The following is a 25,653-nucleotide window of genomic DNA, read 5'->3' as shown; positions in this document are numbered from 1 at the left end:
CGCACCCGGCGCAGGAAGGACCAGGAAGGACGCAGCATGCCAATCCCAGAATTCATCGCGGCGACGCGGGAGAAGATCGGCACCGACCTCATGTGGCTGCCCAGCGTTGCGGCCGTCGTTTTGCGCGACTCCACGGACAATTCCGCCTGGGCCGTGCCGGAGGTGCTGCTGGTCAAGCGCACCGACAACGGCGAGTGGACACCGGTGACCGGCATCGCCGACCCGGGCGAAGAGGCCCACGAAGCGGCCGTGCGCGAGGTGCGCGAGGAGACCGGTGTGGAGGTCGTCCCAGCGGCGATCTTGGGCGTCGGCGCGGTCGGCCCCGTCACCCACAGCAACGGCGATAAAGCCAGCTACATGTCCATTCAGCTGCGCATGGAGCCGGTGGACCCGGCCGCGGCACCAGTTGTCGGCGATGACGAATCCACCGACGTCGGGTGGTTCCCGATCTCCACCATGCCGGTCACGGACCCGAAGTGGCGCTTGGTCATCGGCGACGCCGCCGCCCAGCGCAAGCACCCCGCCGGTTTCGCACCGCGGATGGGTTTCACTAAACGATGAGGCTCGGCGTCGACGTCTCCGAGCACCAGCGCGAATTCGACTTCACCGGCTTCGACTTCGCCATCCTGCGCACGACCGACGGAACTTACCGCGACCACGCCTTCGCCGCGCACCTGGCCAACGCGCGGGCGGCCAGGGTCGAGGTCGCCGCGTACCACTATTTGAGGGCTCCGGGGGAGGGGGAGGGCGTCGACAAGCAAATCAGCGCAGCGCTTGAGGTGATGGGGGACGCGCGCCTGCCTGTCTGGATCGACGTCGAATCGCCCGCGGGGCTCACGCTCGCAGACGTCAGCGCAGCCCACCGCGCCTTGACCACCGCGGGGGTTGCGGTCGAGGGGATCTACACCACCGCACGGTACTGGCGGGGGCACATGTTGCTTGCCGACGCCCACGCCTTCGGCAAACTCTGGCTTGCCCACTGGGGCACCAACCCCACAACCGACCCGTTTCGAGACCAGCTGCCGTCTTCATCCGACTGGCCGAAGAAGCTCGGCATGCCCGAGCCCGCGGTCTGGCAATTCACCTCGCGAGGACGCGTCGGCGGCGTCGAGGTGGATCTGAATCTCGCGCGGTAGCTCTGGGTTACTGTCGGCCTACTTCACCGTGATAGTGAACTCGATGTCCTCGCCGGTCGCCGGGTTAGTCAGGTGCGCGCCCGTCGTGCCGCTGCCCACGGCGTGAAACCCCGGGTTCGTTTCCGTGTTCCCGTCTTTCGATCCCGGCACGAACGTAGCCACTGTCTCGTCGTCCACCCCGCCGCTCGTCCACGCCGAGGCGTCCTGGTCGTAGCCGACCGGGATCACCAGCGGTTGGCGCTTCGTGATCTCCACGTCAGCTCCGTGAAGGTTATCCAGCGTGACAAACGTCGGCGCCTCAAGCGCGGTCTGTCCGGCGCTGCCCGCCCCGCCGCCGCAGGCGCCCGTGCTTAGTGCGAGGGCGACCACCGCGGCCGCGCCTATTTTGGAGTGCTTCACTGCCCTAATGCCCCTGGCCCCACTGGCCCTGCTGGCCCTGCTGGTTCGGGTACTGCTGACCCCACTGCTGTGGCGCCGGTTGGGCCGGTGCGCCCGGGTTCGCGTACGGGTTCTGCGGAGCAGCGATCTTCTTGCCGCGGCCGGTGGCGAGGAGGTAAATGGAGATCGCCAGGCCAGCCAGCGCCGCGACCAGCCAGATGAACCAGCCCAGACCCATGTGCATGCCGAAGTTGGTGTCGATCTCGGCGAAGGAGACGATCACAATCACCAGCTGCGCCGCGGAGGCGACGATGCCTAGAATCGCGCCCGGGCGGATGCGTCCGAGGAACATCAGAACGCACGTAGCGGCAAGAAGGAGCAGGACGGCGACGGTGGAAACCACCATGCCGCTGTCGTAACCGAGCTCGGCGGGGATGTACTCGGTGGCCATCGATCCGAGCCCGGTGCCCTCGTATGAGAAGGCGCCCCACCAGTTCCAGCTCACGCCGGCGGAGCCGATGCCCTCGAGGCCGGCCGCCCACGTCACCACGGTGAAGAAGCTGCCGACAAAAGTAAGCAGCGTCAGGCCGAGGTACGCCCACGCGGGCCACCCGAGATCTAGGTTGCGCTTCGCTGCAGGCGCCTGCTGCGGCTGCTGCGGGTGCTGGAAGTTTACGCCCCACTGTGGCTGCCCCGGCTGACCCGGTTGCCCGCCGCCATTCCAGGCTGTGGAACCGCCGAATTGGGGGTTGCTGTAGTTGTTTCCGCTGGGACCGGGGCCGTGCGGGCCACCGAAGTTGGGCGAGGTCATGGCTACCTTTCGCGGGGCGCAGTTGCTGTAGTCAGCGCGGACAGGAACGAAAGTGAGTCTAACCCAGCTGTGTGTCACACGCTTTGGCCGAAGAGCGACCCAACGATGAACGTCGCCGCCAAGGCGAGCGATCCACCGATGACGATTCGCATAACGCTGCGACCCATCTTCGCGTTGCCGAGCTTGGCGCTGAGCGCACCCGTGAGCGCGAGCGAAACCAAGGTCAGCGCAAAGATTGCGCCAATCCGCCACGAGGCGGGGGCGAGCATCGCCGCGCCGAAAGGCAGCATTGCCCCCAGCAGGAACGCGAAGAACGAAGCGACTCCTGCCGACCACGGGTTCACCCGCTCGTGGGCTTCCACGCCCATTGTTTCCTCGGAGTCTCTTTGCGACGACACCGACACATACTCACCAAGCGCCATCGACACCGCACCGCCGACTACCGCCGCCAGGCCCGCCGTGGCGATCGCCTTCGTGTCGTTCGTGGCGCCTGCGACACCGACGAGCACCGCCGCGGTGGAGACAATGCCGTCGTTCGCGCCCAGCACCGCGGCGCGGAGGCGGTTGAGCTTCTCGCCGACGCTCGCAGTGCCGGATGGCGCCGACTGTCGAGTTTCCATGCCGCACATTGTGACGGCCAACGCGACCCCGAGCAAGCAAGCCGAGGGTAACTTTGCGCAGGGTAAGGTACCTTTTTCTAGCCTTACCTAACTAACTCGCGGCACCCGTTTTCCGCTCTTCCAGCACCCAGGTGACGAACCGGCTCGAGCACAGCGTCCAGTGGATAATCAGCAGGACCGGGATGCTCAGCGCGACCGCATCAAGCCACTTAGAACCGTTGACCAGCGCCACTTGGTGGCCGCCCATGCTCACCGTTCCCGGCGGGAACGTGCACGACCACCACGCGGGGGAGTAGTCCACCCAGCGCGCCACGTTCGGGTAGAACGTGATCATCGCGTAGATCGCAAGCGGAATCGCCAGGATGAGCGCCACATAGCCGTAGTAGATGGAAACGCGGCCCGGGAATAAAATCTGCAGCGCGGTGGTGGATTGCCCGATAACGCCCAGAGGCACCCACGCTGTCGCAGACTTCGGACCCGACAAATCGACCCTGCCGTGCCAAGCAGCCCAGTACACGCGGATAAACGTTGGCACTGCGGTGAGCAGCGACATGAAGAACAGTGTCGTGCCCATCACGTGATAGATGTGGCCGTAGTCGCGCGAGAGCCACCCAGCAACCGAGGCTGAGATCATCGGCCCGACAAGTGGCAGACCCCACGTGAATTTCGGGTCGCCCTCAAAGCGCGTCAGCTGGATCACCCACGTGATAACGGTGACTGGAGCGCCAATCCAAAAACCAACGAGGCGGTACACGCTGTTGTCCGTCAACCCGGACAGCGCCGCACCAAGCGCCAAGATGCCGATGAAGTACATTGACCACTCCGCAACGGTGGCGCGCTCGAACGACGGCTCCCGGTATCTCAAAAACCCAACTGTTAGCGCCACCATGATGGCGCAGGAGATGACGGCGAACACCCCGGCCGCCACCATCATGTCTTCCTCGACCAACAGACGGGCAACGATGGAGGTACCCATGAGGCTGCCGCCCCACGCAGGACCCGGCGCAGGCAATCCGCGAAAACGTTCAGTCACGGCGAATATGGTAGTTTCTTTTGCTTCACGACGCCCCTTCAACCCCTCAACCCACCTCCACACCACCCGCCCACACGCGCCCGCAGAGTGCAAGTCACCCAAAGGGCGTCCGTAGGAGGGCGGATATACGTTCAAGAACCCGCACTTCCGCCCTCCGGCTGACGCCCTCCTACGGACGCCCTTTGGAGTGTGGGGCAACGTGGCGAGTCTAGGTCGTCCTAATCGATCACTAATCGCATGAAGCGGGCGAAGGCCTCCGCTTGATCTTGAAACTGATCGAGGTTTGGGTCGCGAACCTGCAGATATTCGATGTCTTTAAGCTGGTTGCCGCCACGTCGGTTCTGTGCTGGTTCCATGCCCTCGATAAGCAGCGCCTCGAACGCGTCGATGAGCTGTTTCACCATAACCGTCGGGTCGCTTTCGTAGCCGAGCAACGGTTCAAGCCTTGATGCGTTCGGGTCCACTGACTTCAGACCAAACCACGAGAACCGATCCCAGCGGGACTTCAAGCGGTCGCGCGTGTGGTCGCCGATCCTGTCGCTAAGTCGCCCGTCTTTCGCTTGTCCCACGTAGATCGGCTTCTCGCCGTTGTACAGAATGTAGATACCGGGCTGATCACCAAAATCGATCTCCGGTGCCCTGTCGTTCGATCTGCCCAGCATTCGGGTAGCGGTGCGCGAGCTGCCCTGGCTCGCTTTCCAAATTACGTCGGATCGGCTCCAGAAGATCCCGAATGAGCGGATGATACGGTCGCTGTTCTCTTTGGCGATCTCGCGCGAGACCTCCGCGTCTTCCGCAATGGCAGTGTTCGTCGACGGGGTGTTGTAGAACTCCTCTAGACGCACTGCGGCCGCAGCCTCGTCCGTAAGGCGGTACTTACTATCCTGGTCCTGCTCTACCTCAGCCTTGAGCTGAATACGCAGCGCGTTGTTGACCGCTTGCACCGGGTTGGAAATCTGGCTGCTGCGTAGGTTCCACTCGCTAATGCGGTCGGAGATTGCGGTGGTGCTCATCGGGCCGCCGCTCACCTTCAGCACGTAACGCACGGCGTCTTTCCAACTCAACCCAGTGGGGTGAGAAACGACATCATTGTCGACGTCGGCGCTTTCGCTGCCAGGTCGCTCAGCACTGTGCCGGGTTTCCGCATTCTCAGCGCTTTCGTTTGGGTGGTTCCCTGGGGAAGAACTGACGACTTCTTCATGCATAACCCGATAATAGGCTCGTCAACTCGACGGCGCTCGGCGTCTGAGCCGCGTTGCGAGCGGCCCAGCCACGCCGACACGCCGAGCTCCGCGCGTTTTAGCAGTCGAAGTACATCTCGAACTCGAGCGGCGTCGGGCGCAGGCGCGCCGGGGCGATCTCGTTGTCGTACTTGAGGCGCACGTAGGTCTCGATCAGGTCGTCGGTGAAGACGTCGCCTTCGGTCAGGAAGTCGTGGTCCGCTTCCAGAGCCGCGAGGGATGCCTCGAGGGACGTCGGTGCCTGCGGGATTTCCTTGGCCTCTTCCGGCGGCAGCTCGTAAAGGTCCTTGTCCACCGGGGCGTGCGGCTCGATGCGGTTCTTCACGCCGTCGAGACCAGCCATCATCATCGCGGCGAAGCCGAAGTACGGGTTGCCCGACGGATCCGGAGCGCGGAACTCGATGCGCTTGGCCTTCGGGTTCGTACCGGTGATCGGGATGCGGATGGCTGCGGAGCGGTTGCGCTGCGAGTAGACGAGGTTGATCGGGGCCTCGAAGCCCGGTACCAGGCGGTGGTAGGAGTTGAGCGTCGGGTTCGTGAACGCCAGCACGGCGCCGGCGTGCTCGAGGATGCCGCCGATGTACCAGCGGGCGATGTCGGAAAGACCGCCGTAGCCGGACTCGTCGTAAAACAGTGGCTCGCCGTCCTTCCACAGCGACTGGTGGGCGTGCATGCCGGAGCCGTTGTCACCGGCGAGCGGTTTCGGCATAAACGTGGCGGTTTTGCCGAACTGCAGGGCGGTGTTCTTCACGATGTACTTGAAGTCCTGCAGGTCATCTGCGGCGTGCAGCAGCGTGTTGAAGCGGTAGTTGATCTCCTGCTGGCCACCGTTACCCACTTCGCGGTGGAAGCGCTCAACCGTGAAGCCGGAGCGGGCCAGGTTGTGCACCATCGCGTCGCGCACCTCGACCGTCTTGTCGTGCGGCGCGACGGGGAAGTAGCCGCCCTTCTCGCGGTTCTTGTAGCCCAAGTTCGGGCCGCCGTCGATGTCGGTCTCTTTGCCGCGGTTCCACCAGCCTTCCTCGGCATCGATCTCGAAGAAGGAGCGGTGGGGTTCGACCTCGTAGCGGATGGAGTCGAAGAGGTAGAACTCCGCTTCCGCGCCGAAGCTGCAGGTGTCGGCGATGCCGGTGGAGGCGAGGTACTGCTCTGCCTTGCGGGCGACGTTGCGCGGGTCGCGGCTGAACGGCTCGTGGGTGAACGGGTCGTTGACGAAGAACTTGAGGTTCAGCGTCTTCGTGGAGCGGAACAGGTCTAGCTTGGCCGTCGCCAAGTCCGGCATAAGCACCATGTCGGATTCCTCGATGGTGGTAAAGCCGCGGATGGAGGAGCCGTCGAACGCCAGGCCTTCTTCCATCTCTTCCTCACCGAACTCGGACGCCGGAATAGAGAAGTGGTGTTCAATACCCGGTACGTCGGTGAACCTCACATCAATGAATTCCACGTCTTCGTCGGTGATGAATTTCTGTACGTCGTCGATGGACTCGAAGGCCACGTGCCTCTCCTTAGAACGAAAATTGAACGTCACCGATTCTATCGGAATCGATGCAGCCAGCTACGCTACATCGCATGGCTGAAAAGAGGGGAAGCTGGCGCGAAGGACCGGAAATTCCGAACCAATTCAGCGGGGAGCCCGGTCTGCCGGAGTACCCGGGCGAATTCTTTGGTATGCCCAGAACTGGTCCTGGATCGCAGGCGTCTGTCGCGCGCCGCATGGCAGCTGTGTTGATTGACTGGCTTCTCTGCCTCGCTGTTGCGACGCTTCTGACCGCGAACACCGACCGCCTCGGCGACACGGCGACGCTGACCTACCTGATCTGGGTCGCGATGGGCATCCTCACTGGCTGGCTGTTTGCGCGCACCCCCGGCATGGCGCTGCTGCGCATGGGCGTGGCTCGCGTAGACGCGGAAGCACCGGTGGGCTTTTGGCGGGCCGCGGTGCGCACGATCTTGACCGGGTTCATTTTGCCCGCCGCGATGGTGGACGCGGACGGCCGCGGCATGCACGACCGGGCAACGAACACCACCGTCATCAACGGTTAATCGGCACTGCCTCCCCGTCGAGGGGCTTGTGAAAGTCGATGTGCCGGTTGAAAGCCCAAGCCTGGTCAGTCAGCATCCGGGCGATAGTCAGCCCTGCGGCGATGAACAAGACGGTGAGGGCAACGTCGGTAAACGCGTAGAGCGCGTCCGGCGTGTTGCCCTGCGCGAACCCGTGCACAGCCGTGTAGATCGTGGTTCCCGGAATCATCACCACAGACGCCGGGATGGTCACGGTCACACGCGGGATGGTGGCGAGGCGACCGAGCTGGGAACCGAAGAGGCCGATGAACAGCGCCGCGACGAAGGCCGCCAAAAACGGCGCGATGTCCTGTGTCAGCAGGGCGAGGCGGCCCAAGTTCGCCATGAAACCGACGGACGCGGCGATGAGCGCCATGCGGCGCGAGGAGTTGAACAGCAGCGCGAAGCACCCGACGGCCACGAAGGAGGCGATGCCCCCCGAGACGAAGTACTCCAAACTCGGCTCGCGCGACGCGGGCACCGGCTGCGGGGTGCCGGAGAGCATCGCCACCACGACGACGGTGAGCATGATGACGGTGATGATCTCGAGGGCGAAAAACAGCCGGGGGATGCCTGAGGTGAAGTCGAAGCGGGCCAGATCCACGAACGACGAGAAGAGCGGAAAACCGGGGATGAGAAAGAGCACTGCGGCGATGAATCCGGCGGAAAGATCCGTCGCGGTGGGCGCAAAATGCGCCAAGATGAGGTAGAGCACCGAGGTGGTAAACGCGCTGCATCCGATGACCCCGAGGACGTTCAAGTGCGTGTGGTGCAACTTCACACGCACGTAGTGGCCGACGGCGGCGGCGATAAACACGAGGCACGCCGCGTCGTAGCCGAACTGGTTAATCACGGCGAACCCGGCGCACGCGAGCCCGGCGGCGATCATGGCTAACCACAGGGGCCAGCGGGGGGTGGGGATGCGCTCGATGTCATCGAGGGCAGCGTTGATCTCCTGCGCCGAGTGCGGGCTCTGCATCATGGAGTGGGCTACAGTCTCGAGTGCCTCGATGCGGCTGGCGTTAACACCCGGCAGCGGAACGTCGGCTACCACGGTGCGGAAATCCGCTCCGTGGTGGAAGGTAGCGCTGATGGAGTTGAACCCGACGAGCACGTCCGCTTCGTCGAACCCGAGCGAGCGCGCGCAGCGTTTCATGCCGCGGATCACCCGGTAACCGGACGCACCTGCGGCGAGCAGCATCATGCCGAATCGAAGCGTCGTGTTTGCTTCGGCGGCGAAATCTGTCTGGTCAGCCACGGGCGCGGTGGGGGAGGAGGCGCTACTTGCCGCCCTGGCGCTGCTGCATGCGGCGCATCTTGCGGTTCATGCCCGCCATGTTCTGCGCCTGCCGTGGCATCGGACCGCCGGGCAGGCCCGGCATGTTGCCGCCGCGGGTTCGGTTGTCCATGGCCTCAAGCTTTGCCGACATCCCGTAGACCTGGTCCTTCTGGTAGTTCTTCGGCAGCTTCAGAAGGTGCTTCTGCAGGTCGCGGACGCGTACCTGGCCTTCGCCCTCACCGGCGTAGACCTCGTAGACCGGCACGCCGGCGAGCAGGCGTTCAGTGCGCTTGTGCTCCTTGTTCATGAGTTGCTTGAGGCGCTTCGGATCGCCTTCGCCGACGAGCACGACACCCGGGTTGCCCACGACTCGGTGGACTGTGTCCATCTGCGGGGTCGCCTGAACGGCGGTCTTCGTCAGCCACACGATGCCCATGGTGTTGCGCATGTTCTCCAGCGTCCATCCCGCGGCGCCGGGGGTATCGCCCACCTCGTCGTACATCGAGCCTTCGAGGCGGCGGGAGAAGATGAACATCGCCAAAACCGCGCCCGCGAGCAGGCCCAGCACCAGCATGAACCACTGGCCGTTGAAAAGCAGGCCGATGAGGAAGAACAGCAGACCCAACCCGAGAACAGAGGCCACCATAAGCGGGATGAGCTTCTTGTCGCGCTTGCGCTGCAGGGAAAACGCCTGGCGGATCTGGCCGCGGGTGGCCTTCCCCTTCTCGCGCTTCGCTTGTCGCTGCTCCTTCTTGGCAGCCTTCTGCGCCGCCTTCGCTGCTGACTTCTGGGCTTGTGCCTTCGCGTCCTTGGCCATGGGAAATACTCTAGGTCACAGCGCGCCGGCTGCCAAAGCTAACGAGTGGTAACCGGGTGGTCGGCGCTCTCGCCGTACTTTGCCAGCAGGGTGGAGGCCTCTTGGGCAGTATCGCCTTGCGACGTCTGCGCCAAGTGCTTCAGGTTTTCCGGGAGTTCGAGACCGCGGTGCTCCATCGCCTCGACGTAAAGCTTGCCTGCGCGGTAGGAGGAGCGGACCAGCGGGCCAGACATGACGGCGCCGAAGCCCATCTCGTACGCGGCGTCGCGGTACTCGATGAACTCTTCCGGCTTCACCCAGCGCTCGATCGGGTGGTACATCGGGCCCGGGCGCAGGTACTGGGTGATCGTGATGATGTCGGTGCCGGCGTCGACGAGGTCGTGGAGGGCCTCCATGACCTCGTCCTGGGTCTCGCCCATGCCGAGGATCAGGTTCGACTTGGTGATGAGTCCGAAATCGCGGGCCTGGCGGATCACATCGAGCGAGCGCTCGTAGCGGAAGGCCGGACGGATGCGCTTGAAAATGCGCGGCACAGTTTCCACGTTGTGGGCGAACACCTCGGGGCGAGCCTCAAAGACCTCGGCCAAAAGATCCGGCTTGCCGGAGAAGTCCGGGGTCAGGTTCTCCACGCCGGTGTGCGGGTTGAGTTCGTGGATTTTGCGCACCACCTCGGCGTAGAGCCACGCGCCCTCGTCCTCGAGGTCGTCGCGGGTCACACCGGTGATGGTGGAGTAGTTCAGGTTCATCTCGCGGACCGACTCGGCCACGCGCTGCGGCTCCTCACGGTCGAGCGGCTCCGGCTTCGCGGAGTTGATCTGGCAGAAGTCGCAGCGGCGGGAGCAGTTCGCCCCGCCGATCAGGAACGTGGCCTCGCGGGACTCCCAGCACTCGTGGATGTTGGGGCAGCCTGCCTCCTGGCACACGGTGTGCAGGGACGCACCCTTGACCTTTTGCTTCATGTCCTCGTACTCGGGACCTGTTTTCACCGCGTTGCGGATCCACCGCGGTTTCGACTCGATTGGGGTCTGCGCATTTCGCTTCTCAATGCGCAACATCTTGCGGCCTTCAGGTGCAACAGTCACACCTTCACCGTAGTGGATGTGTCAAGCGACACGTCAGGGACGGCGCTTGCGCAGGCCCTTGGACGGATCGGGGGCGGAGCCGAAGGAATGGTCTGCGACGACGAGCTCGCCGCTTAGGGCGCGCAGGAGGGCGTCGATAAGCAACTGCTCCATGTCGCTTGGGGTGACGTCGCGGCCGAGCTCCAAGCTCATCGTGGTCACATCGGCGTCGTCGATGCCGCAGGCGACGATGTGGGAGTAGTGCTCGAGGGTGTTGTTGCAGTTGAGGCTGAGCCCGTGCATGGTCACGCCGCGGGTGATGCGGATGCCAAGAGCCGCGACCTTGCGGTCGCGCGTGGAGGCGGACGGGTCGGCCGCGCGGGTTTGAGCGGGCACCCACACGCCGGAGCGGCCGTCAATGCGCCCGGCGGTTTCCACTCCTGCGATGCGAACCGCCTCAATCAGCGCCTCTTCGAGGCGGCGGACGTAGTCGACGACGTCCACCGGCTCGGCGAGTTTGATAATCGGGTAGACCACCAGCTGGCCCTCGCCGTGCCAGGTGATGCGGCCGCCGCGGTCGACGGCGACCACGGGGACCGGGTAGGACTCGTCTGGCATGTCCTCCGGCTGGGTGCGTTTGCCGGCCGTGAACGTGCTCGGGTGCTCGAGCACTAAGATGGTGTCGCCGATCTCGCCGGCTGCCCGCTTCGCCGCGAGTTCCGCCTGCATGTCCCACGCCTGTTGGTAGTCCACGACACCCAAGTTGCGCACGTCAACTGGGTCCGCGGAGGCGCGGATGGACTTGTCGGCGGGGAAGAACGGGTCGCGGGGAGCGGTCATGATGTTTTGCGAGAGCCTTACGCCTCGATGCCGTTCGCTTCGGCGTACTCGCCGGCGCTGAGCAGCGGGCCGACCTCCTCAACCTCGACCTCGAAGAGCCAGCCGGCGCCGAACGGGTCGTTGTTGATCGCCTCGTAGGCGCCGTCGATGTCCTCGTTCACCGCGGTGACAGTGCCGGTGACTGGGGAGTAGAGGTCGGAGACGCTCTTCGTGGACTCGATCTCGCCGCAGGTCTCGCCCGCAGTCACGGTGTCGCCGACGGCCGGCAGCTCAGCGAAGACAACCTCGCCCAGGCGGTCAGCTGCCACGTTGGTGATGCCCACGCGGACCTTCTGGCCGACAGCGGTGTCCGGGGTCGCGTTGATCCACTCGTGGTCCTCGGAGTAGAAGTAGTCCTGGTTCAGTGCCATGGTGCGTTACGCGTCCTTTCGCTTGTAAAACGGGGTTGCAGTAATGGTAAACGGGTAGCGGCGCCCGCGGATGTCAATCTCTACGTCAGTTCCGATCTCCGCGTGTGCGGGATCGAGGTGCGCCAGCGCCACCGGGTGGCCCAGGGTAGGCGAGGGCTGGCCGGAGGTGACCACGCCGATCTTGTCGTCCGAGCCGGGCAGGAAAATCTCCGCGCCCTCGCGGGCTGCGCGGCGCGCGGTAGAAGTCAGGCCCGCGATGACTATCGACGGCTCGCGGCCCGTGAGGGCTTGCTTGCCCACGAAGTCCGCCTCCTTCTTCGCGTACGCGCGTCCCATCCCCGCCTCGACGGGGGTGATTCCGGTGGTCAGCTCGTGGCCGTAGAGGGGCATTGATGCTTCAAGACGCAGCGAATCACGCGCAGCCAACCCACACGGGGTGCCGTGGTCAATCACGGCGTCCCACACCTTCTGGGCGTCATCGAACATGCAGAACAGCTCGAAGCCGTCCTCGCCGGTGTAGCCCGTGCGGGCGACGAAGACCTCGATGTCCTCGCCGCCGGAGCGAAGCGTGTTCCATGCTCCGGAATAGTAGGAGAGGTTCGACGGGTCGTCGGCAAGCAACTGCCCCAACACCTCGAGCGAACCTGGACCCTGGACCGCAACGAGCGCCACGGTCTGCGAATCGTTGCGCAGCTCGACGTTGAAGTCGCCCTTGCGCGCCTGGAACGCTTCCCACACTGTGTCGGTGTTGGCAGCGTTGGGCACGACCATGAAGTGGTGCTCGCCGAAGCGGTAGGTGATCAGGTCGTCCAGGATGCCGCCGTCCTCGCCAACGATCATGGAGTACTTCGCCTTGCCCTCCTTGAGCGAGGAGAAGTTGGAGATCAGCGCGTAGTCCAAAAACGCGGCGGCGTCGGGGCCCATCACGTCGATCTCGCCCATGTGGGAGAGGTCGAAAATACCGACGCCGGTTCGCACGGCGCGGTGTTCCTCCAGCTCGGAGCCGTACTTCAGCGGCATCGTCCAGCCGCCGAAGTCGGTGAACTGGGCGCCGAGCGCCTCGTGTGTTTGGTGAAGTGGGGTCTGTGGCATGGGTGCTCCTTCGCTTATCTAGTACTTCGCGTTCTTCTCTGAGATCTCGACGTCGACGTCCTCGACTACTTCGGGGGTGATGTCGAACGCCTCCGGCGGCGGGCAGGCGCACTGCAGGTTGCGGTCGCCGAACGCCTCGTCAATGCGGCGCACCGGCGGGAAGTACTTGCGGTGCACAAGCGTGTCGACGGGGTAGGCCGCTTGCTCGCGGGTGAACTCGTACGGCCACTCGTTGCGGATCACGCTCTGCGCGGTGAACGGCGCGTTGTGGACGACGGAGGACTCGTAGTCCACGCGGCCGTCGATAATCTCCTGAATCTCGGCGCGGATGGAGCGCATCGCCTCGATGAAGCGGTCCAACTCCTCCAAGTCCTCCGACTCGGTCGGCTCCACCATAAGCGTGCCCGCCACGGGGAAAGCCAGCGTGGGGGCGTGGAAGCCGTAGTCGATCAGGCGCTTGGCCACATCGGCCGCGGTCACGCCGGACTGCTCGGTGATGCCGCGCAAGTCCAGGATGCACTCGTGGCCCACCAGCTCCTCGTTGCCGGTGTAGAGAATCGGGAACGAGTCGCGCAGCGAACGCGCGATGTAGTTGGCGTTCAGCACAGCGTGCTCGGTTGCTGCGCGCAGCCCGGCAGCGCCCGACATCGCGATGTAGGACCAGGAGATCGGCAGCACACCCGCCGAGCCGTACAGCGTGGAGGCTACCGGCACGCCTTCGCGAATGTCGATCTCGCCCGCGGCCTGCTCGAGCGGCACGTTCGGGTTCGACGGCAGGAAGGGAATCAAGTGCTCCGCCACGCCGATCGGGCCCACACCCGGGCCGCCGCCGCCGTGCGGGATGGTGAAGGTCTTGTGCAGGTTGAGGTGGCTCACGTCGCCGCCGAAGTCGCCCGGCCGGGCGATGCCGGTCAGCGCGTTCATGTTCGCGCCGTCGATGTAGACCTGGCCGCCCGCCGCGTGCACCTTCTCGCACACCGTGCGCACATCGGTCTCGTACACGCCGTGCGTGGAGGGGTAAGTGAGCATGATCGCGGCGACGTGATCGGCGTGCTTGGCCAGCTTCTCGTCCAGGTCCGCGATGTCGATCGATCCGTCGTCGGCGGTTTTCACCACCACTACGCGCAGGTTCGCCAGGGTGGCAGACGCCGCGTTGGTGCCGTGGGCGGAAGCCGGGATCAGGCAGATATCGCGCTCCGTGTCACCGTTTGCCACGTGGTAGCGGCGGATGGCCAGAAGGCCCGCCAGCTCGCCGGTCGCGCCCGAGTTCGGCTGTACCGACACCTCGGCGTAGCCGGTGACCTCAACTAGCCAGGAGCGGATCTCCTCAATCAGCTCGCGCCAGCCCTCGGTGTACTCGTCCGGGGTGAACGGGTGCACGTTGGCGAACCCCGGCCAGGTGATCGCCTCGAGCCCCGCGGTGGGGTTGAGCTTCATGGTGCAGGAGCCCAGCGGGATCATGGTGCGGTCCAGCGCGAGGTCCTTGTCGCCGAGCTCCCGGATGTAGCGCATCATCTGCGTCTCGGAGTGGATGCGGTTGAACGTCTCGTGGGTGAGGAAATCGGTGGTGCGGGCAAGCTCCTCCGGAATGCGGCTGTCGCCGGTCGCCCCGGCAGACGCGCCGAAGCCCTCGAGCAATGTGGCAACATCGGCGTCCGTGGTGTCCTCGCCGAAGGAAACACCCACGGTCTGCGCATCGATGGCGCGCACCAAGTAGCCGGCTTGAGCAAGCTTGCCGACGCACCCTTCAACATCCCCAACTTCAACCGCCACAGTGTCGAAGAACTCGGAGTGCTTGACCTTCACACCCGCCTTCTCAAGCGCCGCAGCAAAATCGGTCGCGCGCTGGTGCACTGCGCGGGCGATCTCGGTCAGCCCTTGCGGGCCGTGGTAGACGGCGTACATCGACGCCGTGACCGCGAGCAGCGCCTGCGCGGTGCAGATGTTGGAGGTGGCGCGCTCGCGGCGGATGTGCTGCTCACGCGTCTGCAGGGCGAGGCGGTAGGCGGGGTAGCCTTCGGCGTCCTTGGACACGCCGACAAGACGGCCCGGCAGCTGGCGCTGCAGCTTCTCTTTGACTGCCATGTATGCCGCGTGCGGGCCGCCGTAGAACAACGGCACACCGAAGCGCTGGGTAGTGCCGATGGCGATATCGGCGCCGAGCTCACCCGGCGATTCAAGCAGCGTCAGCGCGAGGATGTCGGCGTCGATTGCGACGAGACCGCCGCGCTCGTGAATCGCCTCGATGACGGGGCGGGGATCAGCGATGTCGCCCTCGGTACCCGGGTACGCGAACACAGCGCCGACCAAGTCTTCGCCGACAACGCTTTGGGTAAGGTCGGTGACCTCCACCTCCAGATCGATGGCGCGGGCGCGCTCCGCGGCGACGTTGACCACTTGGGGGTGCAGGCGCGAATCCAGTAGCACGCGGCGGCCCTTCTTCACCACCCGCGACATCAGGCCGACTGCCTCCGCTGCGGCGGAAGCCTCGTCGAGCAACGAGGCGTTCGCGATGTCGAGACCGGTGAGGTCCTGCACCATTGTCTGGAAGTTCAACAGCGCCTCAAGGCGGCCTTGGGAGATTTCAGCTTGGTACGGGGTGTAAGCGGTGTACCAGCCAGCGTCCTCCACCACGCCGCGGCGGATCACCGGCGGGGTGAGTGTGGAGTTGAACCCCTGGCCGTGGAAGGCGCGCAGGACGCGGTTCTTATCCGCGAGCTCACGCAACCGGGCCTGCGCCTCGTACTCCGTCAAGGCTTCCGGCAAGTCGAGCGCGCCGTCCATCAAGATCCCGCCTGGCACCGCAGCCGCAATCAGCGCATCGATGCTCTCGTACCCCAAAATGTCGAGCATTTTCTGCCGCTCGTCCTGGTTTGGGCCGACATGACGGGAGATGTAATCCAACTGAAGCTCCTTATCCATAGAGGCGAGTGACCACGGATCAGTGTAACGCTTCAGCTCGGTCACCAAGCGGCATTTGCGCACGAAAAACCCGGCGCCGGAAGCATCCGGCGCCGGGTTAACCGGCTACAAGTGGGGGGTTAGAGGCCCAAGTCGTCCTCGAAGTTGCCCGCCTCGATGCGGTCCTTGATCGTGGTGACGAAACGTCCTGCATCTGCACCGTCGATCAACTGGTGATCGTAGGTGAACGGCAGGTAGCACATCTGGCGGATTGCGATCGAGTCGATGCCGTCCTCGGTCACGATGACCGGGCGCTTCTCAATCGCGGCGGTGCCCAGGATGCCGGCCTGCGGCGGGGTGAGCACCGGGGTATCCAGCAGGGCGCCCTCGGAACCGATGTTGGTCACCGTGAAGGTTGCGCCGGAAAGGTCGTCCGGGCGCAGCTTCTTGTTGCGCGCGCGCTCAGCCAGGTCGGCGATCGCCTTGGCAATGTCCGCTAGGTTCATGTCCTGAACCTTCTTAATCACCGGCACAAGCAGGCCCTGCGGGGTGTCCACGGCGATGCCGATGTTGACGTCCTCGTGGTAGGTGATCGTCTTCTCGTCCGCGTTGTAGGACGCGTTGACGTTCGGGTGGGAAACGAGCGCCTCAGCGGTGGCCTTGATAAAGAACGCCAGGTAAGTGATGTTCGCGCCGTGCTTGTCCACGAAGGCCGGCTTGACCTTCTTGCGCAGCTCGGCGACGCGGGTGACGTCGACTTCTTGCACGTGGGTCAGCTGGGCAGTGGTCTGCAGCGACTCGACCATCTTCGCGGCGGTGATCTCGCGGATGCGGTTGACCTTCTGGGTGGTGCCGATCAGCTCCTGCTTCGCCGGGTCCACGGACTTGGTGGACCAGTTGGCGCGCTCGCCCTTCGGCGCCTGGCTCTCGGTCTTGGCCTCAGTGGCGTCTGCAGCCTTGCCGCCCTCAGCGCCGGTGCCCTCAGCGGCTGCGAGCACGTCCTGCTTGCGGATGCGGCCACCAACGCCGGTGCCCTCGATGGAGTTCAGGTCAACGCCGTGCTTCTCGGCCAGCTTGCGCACCAGCGGGGTGACGTACGGTACCTTGTCGCCGCGGTTCTCCAGCTTCTCGGAAGCGTTGGAACCCGGCTTGGTGTCGTCCTCGGACTTCTTGGCGTCCTTCTCGGAACGCTCGTTCGCTGCGGAGCCCTTCTCAGCCTTCGGCTCCTCAGCTTCCTCGGTCTCCTTCTCCTTCGGAGCCTCTTCCTTCTTCGGCTCCTCAGCCTCTTCCGCCTCGTCGGCAGTGTCAGCGTCGTCTGCGGCGGCCGCCTCAGCGTCGCCGATCACCACGATTGCCTGGCCGACCTCGACGGTGTCGTCCTCTTCGGCGAGGATCTCGAGGATGGTGCCCTCGACCGGGGACGGGATCTCGGTGTCGACCTTATCGGTGGAGACCTCGAGCAGCGGCTCATCAACCTCGACCATGTCGCCGACCGACTTCAGCCAGGTGGTGATGGTGCCCTCGGTGACAGACTCGCCGAGCTCCGGCATCTCGACGGTGGTGGACTCGCCGGAGCCCTTCTTGTTCTTGGAGGAGGACTTCTCCTCGGACTTCTTCGGGGCGTCCTCTGGGTTGGTGCCCTCACCCTCAGCGGAGTTGGACTCGGTGACTTCCTCGTCCTCGTCGGCGACGTTGTCCTCGCCGCGGTTCTCTTCGTCGTCGCTGTCGTCCTCGTCGCCGGACGCAGCTGCATCGGCGTCGCCAATGCGGGCGATAACGTCGCCAACCTCGACGGTGTCGTCCTCTTCAGCGAGGATTTCGATGAGCGTGCCGGCAACCGGGGATGGGATCTCGGTGTCGACCTTGTCGGTGGAGACCTCGAGCAGCGGCTCGTCGACCTCGACGGTGTCGCCGACTTCCTTCAGCCATGTGGTGATCGTGCCCTCGGTGACGGATTCGCCGAGCTCAGGCATCTCAACGTCGGTGGCGGAAGCGGAGGAGGAACCCTTGGCGGACTTCTCCACCTTCTTCTTGGTGTCCTCGTCGGTGTCCTCGACCTTCTTGGACTCCTCAGCGTCAGCCTTTTCCTCAGCGTCTGCGGTGTCCTCGTCGTCCGAGGAGGAGGAAGCGGCCTCTTCGCCTTCCTCGCCGATAATGACGATCACGTCGCCAACCTCGACGGTGTCGTCTTCCTCAGCCTTGATCTCAAGGATGACGCCTGCGACAGGGGACGGAATTTCGGTGTCGACCTTGTCGGTGGAGACCTCGAGCAGCGGCTCGTCGACCTCGACGGTGTCGCCGACTTCCTTCAGCCAGGTGGTGATCGTGCCTTCGGTTACCGACTCGCCCAGCTCGGGCATCTCAACTGAGTGCGCCATGTTTTCTCAAGTCTCCTCATCAAAATTGATTGGTTATACGTCCCCCGAGAATACCCGCTAACGCTCGCGCCCGTTGTTTGAATACGGGGCTGAAGTAATATGTCTGCCGTGTTCAATCTCTTCGGCAAAGGCAAACGGAATTCGCAGTTCGCCCCTCCGCGCGCCCCAGGGGAGACCATCCGCGATGACGATGCCGCTTACCTGCGCCAATGGGTGCAGGGTCGGGTGTTTGTTGAGGGGTTCGTGGAGCCAGAGACGATGGTCAACGAGATGTCGGTCGTGCTGGTGGACGAGAAGGGCAACTACACCCGCCGGCGTATCGGGGGACCGAAGGGCATCGATGCGGTTCGGTCGCAGTTGGGCATTGCGCTTTACGACGTTGAGGAGACCGGGTACCCGGACCGCATGCGCAAACGCATCGAGCAAGAGCGCATCCTGCGCAAGCGAGCCGAGCAGAAGGAACGCCGCGCCAAGTTCGAGCGCGGCGAAAACCCGTACGAGTAGAAGCTCTTTACGCTTCGGCGAGCTGGGTCAGCGTCGCCACAATTGTGCGCACCGGCGCACCCGTCGCCCGCGCCGGCGTGTAGCCGTAGGCCTTGCCGCCGTTCCAGGCGGGCCCGGCGATGTCGATGTGTACCCACTGGGTGCCTTCCGGCACGAAGCGCGAAAGGTAGAGGCCCGCGAACAGCATGCCGCCGGTTCGCGCGTTGTGCGTGTTGCGGATGTCGGCGACCGGGGATTTGAGCTCGTCGTTCTGCTCCTCGAGCAACGGCATCGCCCAGGCCGGCTCGCCGACCTCGCGGCCGGTCGCGGCGACGCTGTCGCGGAACTCGTCGGTGCCCATCACACCCGCAGTGCGGGTGCCCAGCGCCACCAGCTGCGCGCCGGTCAGAGTCGCGGTTTCAATGAGGTAGTCGGGTTGTCCTTCGCCGGTGTCCTCGCAGGCACGGGCGATGGCGTCGGCAAGCACGAGGCGGCCCTCGGCGTCGGTGTTGAGCACCTCGGAGGTGGTACCGCCGTAGTGGGTGATCACGTCGCCCGGGCGCGTTGCCGAGCCGGACGGCATGTTCTCCGCCAGCGGCAGCCACGCGTCCACCGCGACCGGCAGGTTCAGGCGAGCCGCCGCGATCACGGCGCCGAGCTGCGCCGCGGAGCCGCCCATGTCCGAAATCATCTCCTCCATCTTTGCGGCGGGCTTGAGCGAAATGCCGCCTGTGTCGAAGGTGATGCCTTTACCGACCAGGGCAACACGCTTCTGCGCGCCCTCCGGGCGCCACCCAACGTGCACCAAGTGGGGAGCGTTTGCGGAGCCAGCCCCAACCGCGAGGATGCCCCCGAAGCCCTGGGCGCGCAGCTCGTCAACGCCGAAGTCCTCGACTTCAAGCCCAAACGGCGCGGCCGCGTGCTTGATCGCGTCCGCGTAGGCGGCTGGAGCGAGGAAGTTGCCGGGGGTGTTGACCAGGTCGCGCGCGAGGTTAACCGAGTCGGCGATGATTGCGGCGCGCTCAAACTCGGCGCGGTGCTCCGCGTCGCCCACGACTGTGATGGCGGGGGAGCCTTCCTCAGCGTCGTCCTCGTCTTTCGACTTCAGCCCCTGGTAGGCGTAGGAGCCGAGAAGAAGGCCCTCAGCAACGGCGGCGACACCGAACTCGCAGGAGGCTGCCGCCACTGCGCCTGCCTTGAGCGAGCGCGCCGCGGCACCGTACGCGCGGCGCACGGCTTCGTCGGTGATGTCTTTGCCGAGGCCGGTGGTGAGGTACACGCGGCCGTCGACAAGCAGCCGCACCGTTTCCCCCGCACTGCCGGTGGCGCCGACAGCTGAAAGAGCCTCGAGCAGGCCTCCAGCCGCGAAGCGGGTGACCGGGACCTCGAGCCCGTCCTCGCCCCGGGAGACGGGCACGATCAGCGTCGCGTTTTCGGGGGCGGTGTCGGAGAAATCCACCGTCGCGGACGCGCCGCGAGCGGGGAGCAAAGTGTTGATAGCCATGCTCCGAGCCTACATATGGCTCTCGGCGCTACCGAGTAGGGTGAAACCATGGCAGCAACGGAATTCAACGTAACCCGCAACGAGCACCCGGCGTCCGACGAGGAGCGCCGCGAGATCCTCGCCGACCCGGCGTTCGGCCAGAAGTTCACCGACCACATGGTCTCCATCGAATGGACCGAGGGGGAAGGCTGGCACAACGCGCAGGTGCGCCCGTTCGGACCGATTGAGCTGGGCCCGGCCACCAGCGTTGTGCACTACGGGCAAGCGATCTTCGAGGGCTTGAAGGCGTACCGCCACGAAGACGGCACTATCACCACGTTCCGCCCCGACCAGAACGCCGCGCGCTTCCAGCACTCGGCGCACCGCCTGGCTATGCCGGAGCTGCCCGAGGAGCTGTTCATCGAGTCGCTGCGCCAGCTGGTGGAGATCGACCAGGACTGGGTCCCCGAAGCCGGCGGCGAGGCGGCGCTGTACCTGCGCCCGTTCATGATTTCCACCGAGGAGACCCTCGGTGTGAAGCCGAGCAGCTCCTACACGTACTACGTCATCGCCTCGCCGGCCGGCGCCTACTTCAAGGGCGGCGTGAAGCCGGTGAGTGTGTGGATCTCCGAGGAGTATGTCCGCGCGGCTCCCGGCGGCACCGGCGACGCGAAGTTCGCCGGCAACTACGCGGCCAGCCTGCTCGCTCAGAAGGAAGCGGAGCAGAAAGGCTGCGACCAAGTTGTGTGGCTGGACGCGATCGAGCGCAAGTACATCGAGGAAATGGGCGGCATGAACCTCATGTTCGTTGAGAAGCTCGCCGACGAGGTCAAGCTGGTCACCCCGGCGCTGTCCGGCTCGCTGCTCGCAGGCATCACCCGCAAGTCGTTGCTGCAGGTCGCCGAGGATCTCGGTTACGCCACCGAGGAGCGCCGCATCACCGTGGACGAGTGGCGCGACGGTGCAGAGAGCGGCCGCTTCAGTGAGACCCTGGCCTGCGGCACGGCGGCCGTGATCACGCCGGTCGGGCGTGTGCTGTCGGCTGAGGGCGAGTTCACTGTGAACGGCAACGAGGCCGGACCGGTGTCGATGGAGCTGCGCGAGCGTCTGCGCGGCATCCAAAACGGCGCCGTGGAAGACACCCACGGCTGGAACTACCGCCTGGTGTAGCCGCTAGCTGGCCAGGTCCGCCACGAGTTCCGCGGCCAGGTTGATCGTCGGTAGCGCTGCGAGCGCTCCGACGCCTTGGCCTGCGGTGGCGTCGAGCGCCAAAACGGGGGTAAGGCCCAGCGCTTGGGCGCTGCCCACGTGGCAGGGTTCCGGGGTGACCTGGCCTGCGATAAGCCACTGGCGCGTGCCAGGGGCCATGCGCTCGGCGGTGAGGGCGGCGGTGGTGGTCAACGCTCCGTCGATAAGCAGCGGCGTCCTACGCGCGGCCGACTGCGCGATGAGCCCCACGAGGAACGCGACGTCGGGGCCGCCGATCTCCGCGATGACGCGCGCTTCATCGTCTCGGAAGGTGCGGACGCGGAACATGGCGTCGCGGATCGCTTCGACCTTGACTTTCCACACCTCGTCGTTGATGCCGGAGCCGCGGCCGATGGCGCTGACCGGCTCGGTGCGGGTGAATACGCCGTACAGCGCTGCGGCCACCGTGGTGCTGGCCACCCCGATGTCGCCTGGGACGATGAGGTCTGTGCCCGCGTCGATTTCCTGGTCGGCGACCGCGATGCCAGCTTCGAACGCAGCTTCGCACGCCTCGGGGGTCATAGCGGGCTCGACGTCGATGAATCCGGTGGGGGAGTCCAGGTAGTCCGTGATGAGGCGTACACCCGCGCCCGCGAGGCGCGCCGCCGCGTTGACCGCGCCGCCGCCCGCCTCTATCTCTTCGACCTGCGCGCGGGCCGCGTCCGTGGTCCACGCGGACACCCCCCGCTGAGCAACGCCGTGATTGCCTGCGACAACCACAGCACGCGCGCGGCCGAACGGCTGCGGCTGCGGTGAGTCCTGCACGCCGGCGACCCACGCGCCGATGGACCCGAGCCTGCCGAGCGCGCGGCCGGCGGTTGAGGAGTCGAGCATGTCGATCACCTCGCGCCGCAGCGACTCGTTGGGGGAGGCAACGGGCGGAAACGTCACGGACACGGTCGCACTCCTACACCTTGGCGCCGACGGCGACCTGCGGCTTGGGCGATCGCCAGCTGCGCGGCTGGGAAGCGCGGCTGAACGCGTACATGCCGAGGCCGAAGCCGGTGTCGGTGGTGTCTGGGAAACGCTTGCGTACCGCAGCATTGGCGCGACGACCGATGATGAACATCTCAATCAGGATGGTGAGAATGAACAGCATCGCCACCACACTCAACACCGCTGCGACGCGGGGCAAGAACGTACCGAAGAACATGACCGCGAGCAGCACCATCGCGAACGGGAACGCGTAGTTGTTGAAGAAGCGGCGGGCATCGACCCAGTCGCGCACGTAGCGGCGCACCTCGCCTTGGTCGCGCTGCTGCAGGTAGCGCTCGTCGCCAGCGTCGATGCGCTCCTGAATTTTGCGGTTGCTTTCGCGCCGCTCGTCGCGCTCAGTCTTCTTGTACGCCTTCCACTCGTCCTTGCTCATGGTCTTCTTGAGCTCTTTGCGCTGCTGCCGCGCCTGCTCCGGAGTCTTGGCGTTCGGGTCGCGCACCACGCCGCGCTTGACCTCCTGGTCGTGGCGCTTCGGCGTCGGGCGGCCCTTCGGCGGCGTGTAGCCCTTCGGAAGCTCAGGGGCATCACGCTTGTCGACGCCCCCCTCAACCACCCCAGCCCCCTTCTTCGGCTCACTTGCCGACGGGAGCTCCACCTTGGTCGACCCGGATGTGGTCTGTTCGGATTTCTGCCAGGGTTTTTTCACGCCCTCAAGGCTACAAGGCGACCTCAACAGATGGAATATCGCCCGCCTTCGTCCGGTTGCATGGCTTGGATCTTTCCGACGATCTACCAGACGTGGAGTAAGGTGGGGCCGAACTCCACGACAGCTAAGTGAGGAGAACCTAATGACTGCACCTACGTCCGCAACCGGCGTTATCTTGACCGAGGCAGCAGCAGCGAAGGCCAAGGCGCTGCTCGACCAGGAGGGCCGCGACGACCTCTCCCTGCGCATCGCTGTGCAGCCCGGCGGCTGCGCGGGCCTGCGCTACCAGCTTTACTTCGACGACCGCGAGCTCGACGGCGACAAGGCCGACGTCGTGGGCGGCGTGCGCCTCGTTGTCGACCGCATGAGCGTGCCGTACCTGATGGGCGCGACCATCGATTTCGCCGACACGATCGAGCAGCAGGGCTTCACTATCGACAACCCGAACGCCGGTAGCGCCTGCGCCTGCGGCGACTCGTTTAACTAAACGCGATAGCGACGAAACACAGAAAAGCCCGAGCATTGCGCTCGGGCTTTTCTGTGTCTCTTTACAGCTTCACCGGGTAGTCCTTGTGCTCGATCTGCGGATCGATGCGCTCTTCCACAAAGATGCCGTGCCAGACCATGAACGCGAGCACCGTCCACAAGCGCCTGGAGTGGTCGGACACGCCGTCGCGGTGCTCCTTCAGCATCTCCAGCACCTGCGGCTTGTTGAAGATGTCGTCGGTTTCGGACTCGTTGATCGTGTCCTGCGCCCAGCCGTAGAGCTCGTCGCCGGCCAGCCAGTGGCGCATCGGCACTGGGAAGCCGAGCTTCTTGCGGTGCAGCACGTGCGGCGGCACGATCTGCTCCATCGCCTTGCGCAGCGCGTACTTGGTGGTGCCGCCGGCGATCTTCTGGTCGAACGGAATGGTTTGCGCCACCTCGAAGACCTCTTTATCCAGGAACGGCACGCGCAGCTCAAGGGAGTTCGCCATGTTCATCTTGTCGGCCTTGACCAAGATGTCGCCGCGCATCCAGGTGAACAGGTCGAGGTTCTGCATCCGCGCCACAGGGTCCATGCTTGTCGACGCCGCGTAAATCGGCGCCGTCACCTCCCTGTGGTCCCACTCGCGCTTCGCCCACGGCAGCACACGTTCCAGCTGCGCGAAGTTGAACGAGCGCGCGTTGCCGTAGTAGCGGTCCTCGATCGGGGTGGTGCCGCGCTCAAGCAGGCTCTTGCCCTTGACACCTTCCGGCAGGACCCGGCTGAGGCGGTTGAGCCCCCTTGCCAGCGGCGAGGGGAGCTTCTCAAACGGCGCGAGCGACAACGGCTCCTTGTAGATGGTGTAGCCACCGAAGAGTTCGTCGGCGCCCTCGCCGGAGAGCACGACTTTGACGTGCTTGCGCGCCTCCTGGGCGACGAAGAACAGCGGGACGAGGGAGGGGTCCGCGACCGGGTCGTCGAGGTACCACATGATCTTCGGGATCGCGTCCGCGTACTCTTCGGGGGAGACGATCTTCACGATGTGCTCCACACCGATCGCAGCGGCGGACTCCGCCGCCACGTCGACCTCGGAGTAGCCCTCGCGCTCGAAGCCGGTGGTGAAGGTGAGCAGGTTCGGGTTGTGGCGCTTCGCCAGCGCCGCGATCGCGGTGGAGTCGATGCCGCCGGAGAGGAAAGATCCCACGGTGACGTCGGCACGCATGTGCTTCTCCACACTGTCCTCCAGCGCGCGCGCGATGCGGTCGTAGAGGTCCTGCTCTTTGCCCTTTACCACCGGCTGCGGAGTGAAGTGCGGTTTGAAGTAGCGCTCGGACACGACCTCGCCGCCGGGCGTCAGCGAAACCGTGCAGCCGGACTCGACGCGCCGGATCTCAGTGTGCAAGCTCTCCGGCTCCGGCACGTACTGCAGGTCGACGTAGTGTTCGATAGCTCGGCGGTCAAGCTCCAGGCCGAGACCAATATGCTCAGCCATGTCCAGGATCGACTTCTTCTCCGAGGCGAACACCGTACCGGCCGCCGTGGTGGCGTAGTACAGCGGCTTGATGCCGAACTGGTCGCGCGCAGCAAACATCGTGTTCGTCTCCGTGTCCCAAATGACGAAGGCGAACATGCCGCGCAGGTGGTTGACCACATCCGCGCCCCAGTGGTGGTAACCCACGACGATGGGCTCGCCGTCGCCGGAGGTGGCGAACGTGTAGCCCTCCTTCGTCAGCTCGTCGCGCAGCTCGAGGTAGTTGTAGATCTCGCCGTTAAACGTCAGCGCGTAGCGATCCGGGTTGCCCTCCGGTCCCCAGCGCAGCGGTTGGTGCGAGTGCTCAATGTCGATAATTGCCAAGCGATTGAACCCGAACACGGCGTTCTCGTCGTGCCAGGTGCCCGCCGCGTCGGGGCCGCGGTGGTACATGCAGGGGAGCGCTTGCTCGACGGATTGGGCGTAGCGTTGGGCATCCGCACCCGCGGTGAGCATTGCTAACAGGCCACACATGTCGGTATGAATCCTCTCCTATATATAAGGTGCGCGTCGACGCTGAAACGAAAGCGGCCGACGCGCCGAATTGCTCCCTCAAGAATAGAGTCGCCCGGCCGCGTCTCGTGCATCGCGTGAGCGCTGGGCGCGTCGCCGCTGCGTCCACCTTTTGCCGTGCCCCGAAAGGGGGCCAACTTTCGGAGGAACTACCCCAGGGTGGCCGCAGCGCCACTTGCGGATCAAGCGTGGGGGAGGGGATAAATCCAAGTTCAGGCCCAGATTTCCT

24 protein-coding genes are annotated in these 25,653 nt (G+C 65.0%); 6 read left to right on the top strand and 18 right to left on the bottom strand.

Translation table 11 applies throughout. From position 1 onward, the window contains the following. The first annotated feature begins 36 nt into the window (after positions 1-36). Complete coding sequence (locus V6D40_RS08320; protein ID WP_334289894.1) at positions 37-561, top strand: NUDIX hydrolase; 525 nt, start codon at positions 37-39, stop codon at positions 559-561. Then, positions 558-1,136 (top strand): GH25 family lysozyme, encoded by a 579-nt coding sequence (locus V6D40_RS08315; protein ID WP_334289893.1) that lies wholly within the window; start codon positions 558-560, stop codon positions 1,134-1,136. Before V6D40_RS08320 ends, V6D40_RS08315 begins: the two co-directional genes overlap by 4 nt. 18 nt (positions 1,137-1,154) lie before the next feature. On the opposite strand, the gene V6D40_RS08310 is transcribed toward V6D40_RS08315, so the two are convergent. The 6 genes from V6D40_RS08310 to glnA all read right to left on the bottom strand — a co-directional run bounded on the left by V6D40_RS08310 (position 1,155) and on the right by glnA (position 6,714). Beyond that, positions 1,155-1,535 carry a hypothetical protein gene (locus V6D40_RS08310; RefSeq protein ID WP_334289892.1) on the bottom strand — a complete coding sequence of 127 codons (381 nt, stop codon included), beginning with the start codon at positions 1,533-1,535 and terminating at the stop codon, positions 1,155-1,157. 4 nt (positions 1,536-1,539) lie between these two features. Further along, positions 1,540-2,325 carry a hypothetical protein gene (locus V6D40_RS08305; RefSeq protein WP_334289891.1) on the bottom strand — a complete coding sequence of 262 codons (786 nt, stop codon included), beginning with the start codon at positions 2,323-2,325 and terminating at the stop codon, positions 1,540-1,542. A 74-nt stretch (positions 2,326-2,399) separates the two neighbouring features. Then, complete coding sequence (locus V6D40_RS08300) at positions 2,400-2,945, bottom strand: VIT1/CCC1 transporter family protein (RefSeq protein WP_334289890.1); 546 nt, start codon at positions 2,943-2,945, stop codon at positions 2,400-2,402. Positions 2,946-3,036: 91 nt separating this feature from the next. Then, positions 3,037-3,978 carry a TDT family transporter gene (locus tag V6D40_RS08295; RefSeq protein ID WP_334289889.1) on the bottom strand — a complete coding sequence of 314 codons (942 nt, stop codon included), beginning with the start codon at positions 3,976-3,978 and terminating at the stop codon, positions 3,037-3,039. 218 nt (positions 3,979-4,196) lie between these two features. Next, entirely contained in the window at positions 4,197-5,183 is a 987-nt protein-coding gene (locus V6D40_RS08290; protein ID WP_334289888.1) for a GIY-YIG nuclease family protein, read from the bottom strand. A 94-nt stretch (positions 5,184-5,277) separates the two neighbouring features. Continuing rightward, positions 5,278-6,714: a type I glutamate--ammonia ligase gene (gene glnA, locus V6D40_RS08285; RefSeq protein ID WP_334289887.1), complete on the bottom strand. Its 1,437-nt coding sequence runs from the start codon at positions 6,712-6,714 to the stop codon at positions 5,278-5,280. A gap of 74 nt (positions 6,715-6,788) precedes the next feature. Here glnA and V6D40_RS08280 point away from each other — a divergent pair, with 74 nt between their 5' ends. After that, on the top strand, positions 6,789-7,262 hold the full coding sequence (locus V6D40_RS08280) for an RDD family protein (protein ID WP_334289886.1): 474 nt from the start codon (positions 6,789-6,791) through the stop codon (positions 7,260-7,262). On the opposite strand, the gene V6D40_RS08275 is transcribed toward V6D40_RS08280, so the two are convergent. The 8 genes from V6D40_RS08275 to sucB form a co-directional block, all read right to left on the bottom strand. Beyond that, positions 7,252-8,538, bottom strand: a complete 1,287-nt coding sequence (locus tag V6D40_RS08275; RefSeq protein WP_334289885.1) for a threonine/serine ThrE exporter family protein — start codon at positions 8,536-8,538, stop codon at positions 7,252-7,254. The genes V6D40_RS08280 and V6D40_RS08275 overlap by 11 nt on opposite strands. Positions 8,539-8,560: 22 nt before the next feature. Continuing rightward, positions 8,561-9,376 (bottom strand): DUF4191 domain-containing protein, encoded by an 816-nt coding sequence (locus V6D40_RS08270; protein ID WP_334289884.1) that lies wholly within the window; start codon positions 9,374-9,376, stop codon positions 8,561-8,563. Between the two features lie 38 nt (positions 9,377-9,414). Next, entirely contained in the window at positions 9,415-10,458 is a 1,044-nt protein-coding gene (gene lipA, locus V6D40_RS08265) for a lipoyl synthase (protein ID WP_334289883.1), read from the bottom strand. Positions 10,459-10,491: 33 nt separating this feature from the next. After that, positions 10,492-11,277, bottom strand: a complete 786-nt coding sequence (gene lipB / locus V6D40_RS08260; RefSeq protein ID WP_334289882.1) for a lipoyl(octanoyl) transferase LipB — start codon at positions 11,275-11,277, stop codon at positions 10,492-10,494. Positions 11,278-11,294: 17 nt separating this feature from the next. Beyond that, positions 11,295-11,687 carry a glycine cleavage system protein GcvH gene (gene gcvH / locus V6D40_RS08255; RefSeq protein WP_334289881.1) on the bottom strand — a complete coding sequence of 131 codons (393 nt, stop codon included), beginning with the start codon at positions 11,685-11,687 and terminating at the stop codon, positions 11,295-11,297. A 6-nt stretch (positions 11,688-11,693) separates the two neighbouring features. Continuing rightward, on the bottom strand, positions 11,694-12,779 hold the full coding sequence (gcvT, locus tag V6D40_RS08250; protein ID WP_334289880.1) for a glycine cleavage system aminomethyltransferase GcvT: 1,086 nt from the start codon (positions 12,777-12,779) through the stop codon (positions 11,694-11,696). 18 nt (positions 12,780-12,797) lie between these two features. Continuing rightward, positions 12,798-15,683 carry an aminomethyl-transferring glycine dehydrogenase gene (gene gcvP / locus V6D40_RS08245; protein WP_334289879.1) on the bottom strand — a complete coding sequence of 962 codons (2,886 nt, stop codon included), beginning with the start codon at positions 15,681-15,683 and terminating at the stop codon, positions 12,798-12,800. Between the two features lie 137 nt (positions 15,684-15,820). Further along, positions 15,821-18,058 (bottom strand): 2-oxoglutarate dehydrogenase, E2 component, dihydrolipoamide succinyltransferase, encoded by a 2,238-nt coding sequence (gene sucB / locus V6D40_RS08240; protein WP_334289878.1) that lies wholly within the window; start codon positions 18,056-18,058, stop codon positions 15,821-15,823. Between the two features lie 108 nt (positions 18,059-18,166). On the opposite strand from sucB, the gene V6D40_RS08235 reads away from it, so the two are divergent. Then, entirely contained in the window at positions 18,167-18,562 is a 396-nt protein-coding gene (locus V6D40_RS08235) for an oxidoreductase (RefSeq protein WP_334289877.1), read from the top strand. 7 nt (positions 18,563-18,569) lie between these two features. Here V6D40_RS08235 and V6D40_RS08230 read toward each other — a convergent pair whose 3' ends face one another. After that, entirely contained in the window at positions 18,570-20,045 is a 1,476-nt protein-coding gene (locus tag V6D40_RS08230) for a leucyl aminopeptidase (RefSeq protein ID WP_334289876.1), read from the bottom strand. Between the two features lie 48 nt (positions 20,046-20,093). Between V6D40_RS08230 and V6D40_RS08225 the strand changes: the two genes are divergently transcribed. Further along, a complete protein-coding gene (locus tag V6D40_RS08225; RefSeq protein ID WP_334289875.1) occupies positions 20,094-21,194 on the top strand; it encodes a branched-chain amino acid aminotransferase in 1,101 nt (366 codons plus the stop codon). A gap of 3 nt (positions 21,195-21,197) precedes the next feature. Here V6D40_RS08225 and V6D40_RS08220 read toward each other — a convergent pair whose 3' ends face one another. Together V6D40_RS08220 and V6D40_RS08215 are read right to left on the bottom strand one after the other, a co-directional pair. Continuing rightward, a complete protein-coding gene (locus V6D40_RS08220) occupies positions 21,198-22,169 on the bottom strand; it encodes a nicotinate-nucleotide--dimethylbenzimidazole phosphoribosyltransferase (protein ID WP_334289874.1) in 972 nt (323 codons plus the stop codon). Positions 22,170-22,179: 10 nt separating this feature from the next. Continuing rightward, positions 22,180-22,914, bottom strand: a complete 735-nt coding sequence (locus tag V6D40_RS08215) for a DUF3043 domain-containing protein (RefSeq protein WP_334289873.1) — start codon at positions 22,912-22,914, stop codon at positions 22,180-22,182. Positions 22,915-23,056: 142 nt separating this feature from the next. Between V6D40_RS08215 and V6D40_RS08210 the strand changes: the two genes are divergently transcribed. Continuing rightward, entirely contained in the window at positions 23,057-23,401 is a 345-nt protein-coding gene (locus V6D40_RS08210) for a HesB/IscA family protein (protein WP_334289872.1), read from the top strand. Positions 23,402-23,462: 61 nt separating this feature from the next. On the opposite strand, the gene asnB is transcribed toward V6D40_RS08210, so the two are convergent. Further along, positions 23,463-25,385, bottom strand: a complete 1,923-nt coding sequence (asnB, locus tag V6D40_RS08205) for an asparagine synthase (glutamine-hydrolyzing) (protein ID WP_334289871.1) — start codon at positions 25,383-25,385, stop codon at positions 23,463-23,465. Between the last annotated feature and the right edge of the window lie 268 nt (positions 25,386-25,653).

It is taken from the genome of Corynebacterium sp. Marseille-Q4381, assembly GCF_036881695.1.
Lineage (GTDB): Bacteria > Actinomycetota > Actinomycetes > Mycobacteriales > Mycobacteriaceae > Corynebacterium.
Note: the sequence above shows the minus strand (reverse complement) of the source record. Positions and strands in the feature narration are given on the sequence as shown.

Excerpts from the sequence above, each read along its gene's own strand:
- V6D40_RS08320 (WP_334289894.1), top strand. The coding sequence starts at position 37 with ATGCCAATCCCAGAATTCATCGCGGCGACGCGGGAGAAGATCGGCACC.
- V6D40_RS08315 (WP_334289893.1), top strand. The coding sequence starts at position 558 with ATGAGGCTCGGCGTCGACGTCTCCGAGCACCAGCGCGAATTCGACTTC.
- V6D40_RS08305 (WP_334289891.1), bottom strand. The coding sequence starts at position 2,325 with ATGACCTCGCCCAACTTCGGTGGCCCGCACGGCCCCGGTCCCAGCGGA.
- V6D40_RS08300 (WP_334289890.1), bottom strand. The coding sequence starts at position 2,945 with ATGGAAACTCGACAGTCGGCGCCATCCGGCACTGCGAGCGTCGGCGAG.
- V6D40_RS08290 (WP_334289888.1), bottom strand. The coding sequence starts at position 5,183 with ATGCATGAAGAAGTCGTCAGTTCTTCCCCAGGGAACCACCCAAACGAA.
- V6D40_RS08280 (WP_334289886.1), top strand. The coding sequence starts at position 6,789 with ATGGCTGAAAAGAGGGGAAGCTGGCGCGAAGGACCGGAAATTCCGAAC.
- V6D40_RS08270 (WP_334289884.1), bottom strand. The coding sequence starts at position 9,376 with ATGGCCAAGGACGCGAAGGCACAAGCCCAGAAGTCAGCAGCGAAGGCG.
- lipB (WP_334289882.1), bottom strand. The coding sequence starts at position 11,277 with ATGACCGCTCCCCGCGACCCGTTCTTCCCCGCCGACAAGTCCATCCGC.
- gcvH (WP_334289881.1), bottom strand. The coding sequence starts at position 11,687 with ATGGCACTGAACCAGGACTACTTCTACTCCGAGGACCACGAGTGGATC.
- gcvT (WP_334289880.1), bottom strand. The coding sequence starts at position 12,779 with ATGCCACAGACCCCACTTCACCAAACACACGAGGCGCTCGGCGCCCAG.
- sucB (WP_334289878.1), bottom strand. The coding sequence starts at position 18,058 with ATGGCGCACTCAGTTGAGATGCCCGAGCTGGGCGAGTCGGTAACCGAA.
- V6D40_RS08230 (WP_334289876.1), bottom strand. The coding sequence starts at position 20,045 with ATGGCTATCAACACTTTGCTCCCCGCTCGCGGCGCGTCCGCGACGGTG.
- V6D40_RS08225 (WP_334289875.1), top strand. The coding sequence starts at position 20,094 with ATGGCAGCAACGGAATTCAACGTAACCCGCAACGAGCACCCGGCGTCC.
- V6D40_RS08210 (WP_334289872.1), top strand. The coding sequence starts at position 23,057 with ATGACTGCACCTACGTCCGCAACCGGCGTTATCTTGACCGAGGCAGCA.
- asnB (WP_334289871.1), bottom strand. The coding sequence starts at position 25,385 with ATGTGTGGCCTGTTAGCAATGCTCACCGCGGGTGCGGATGCCCAACGC.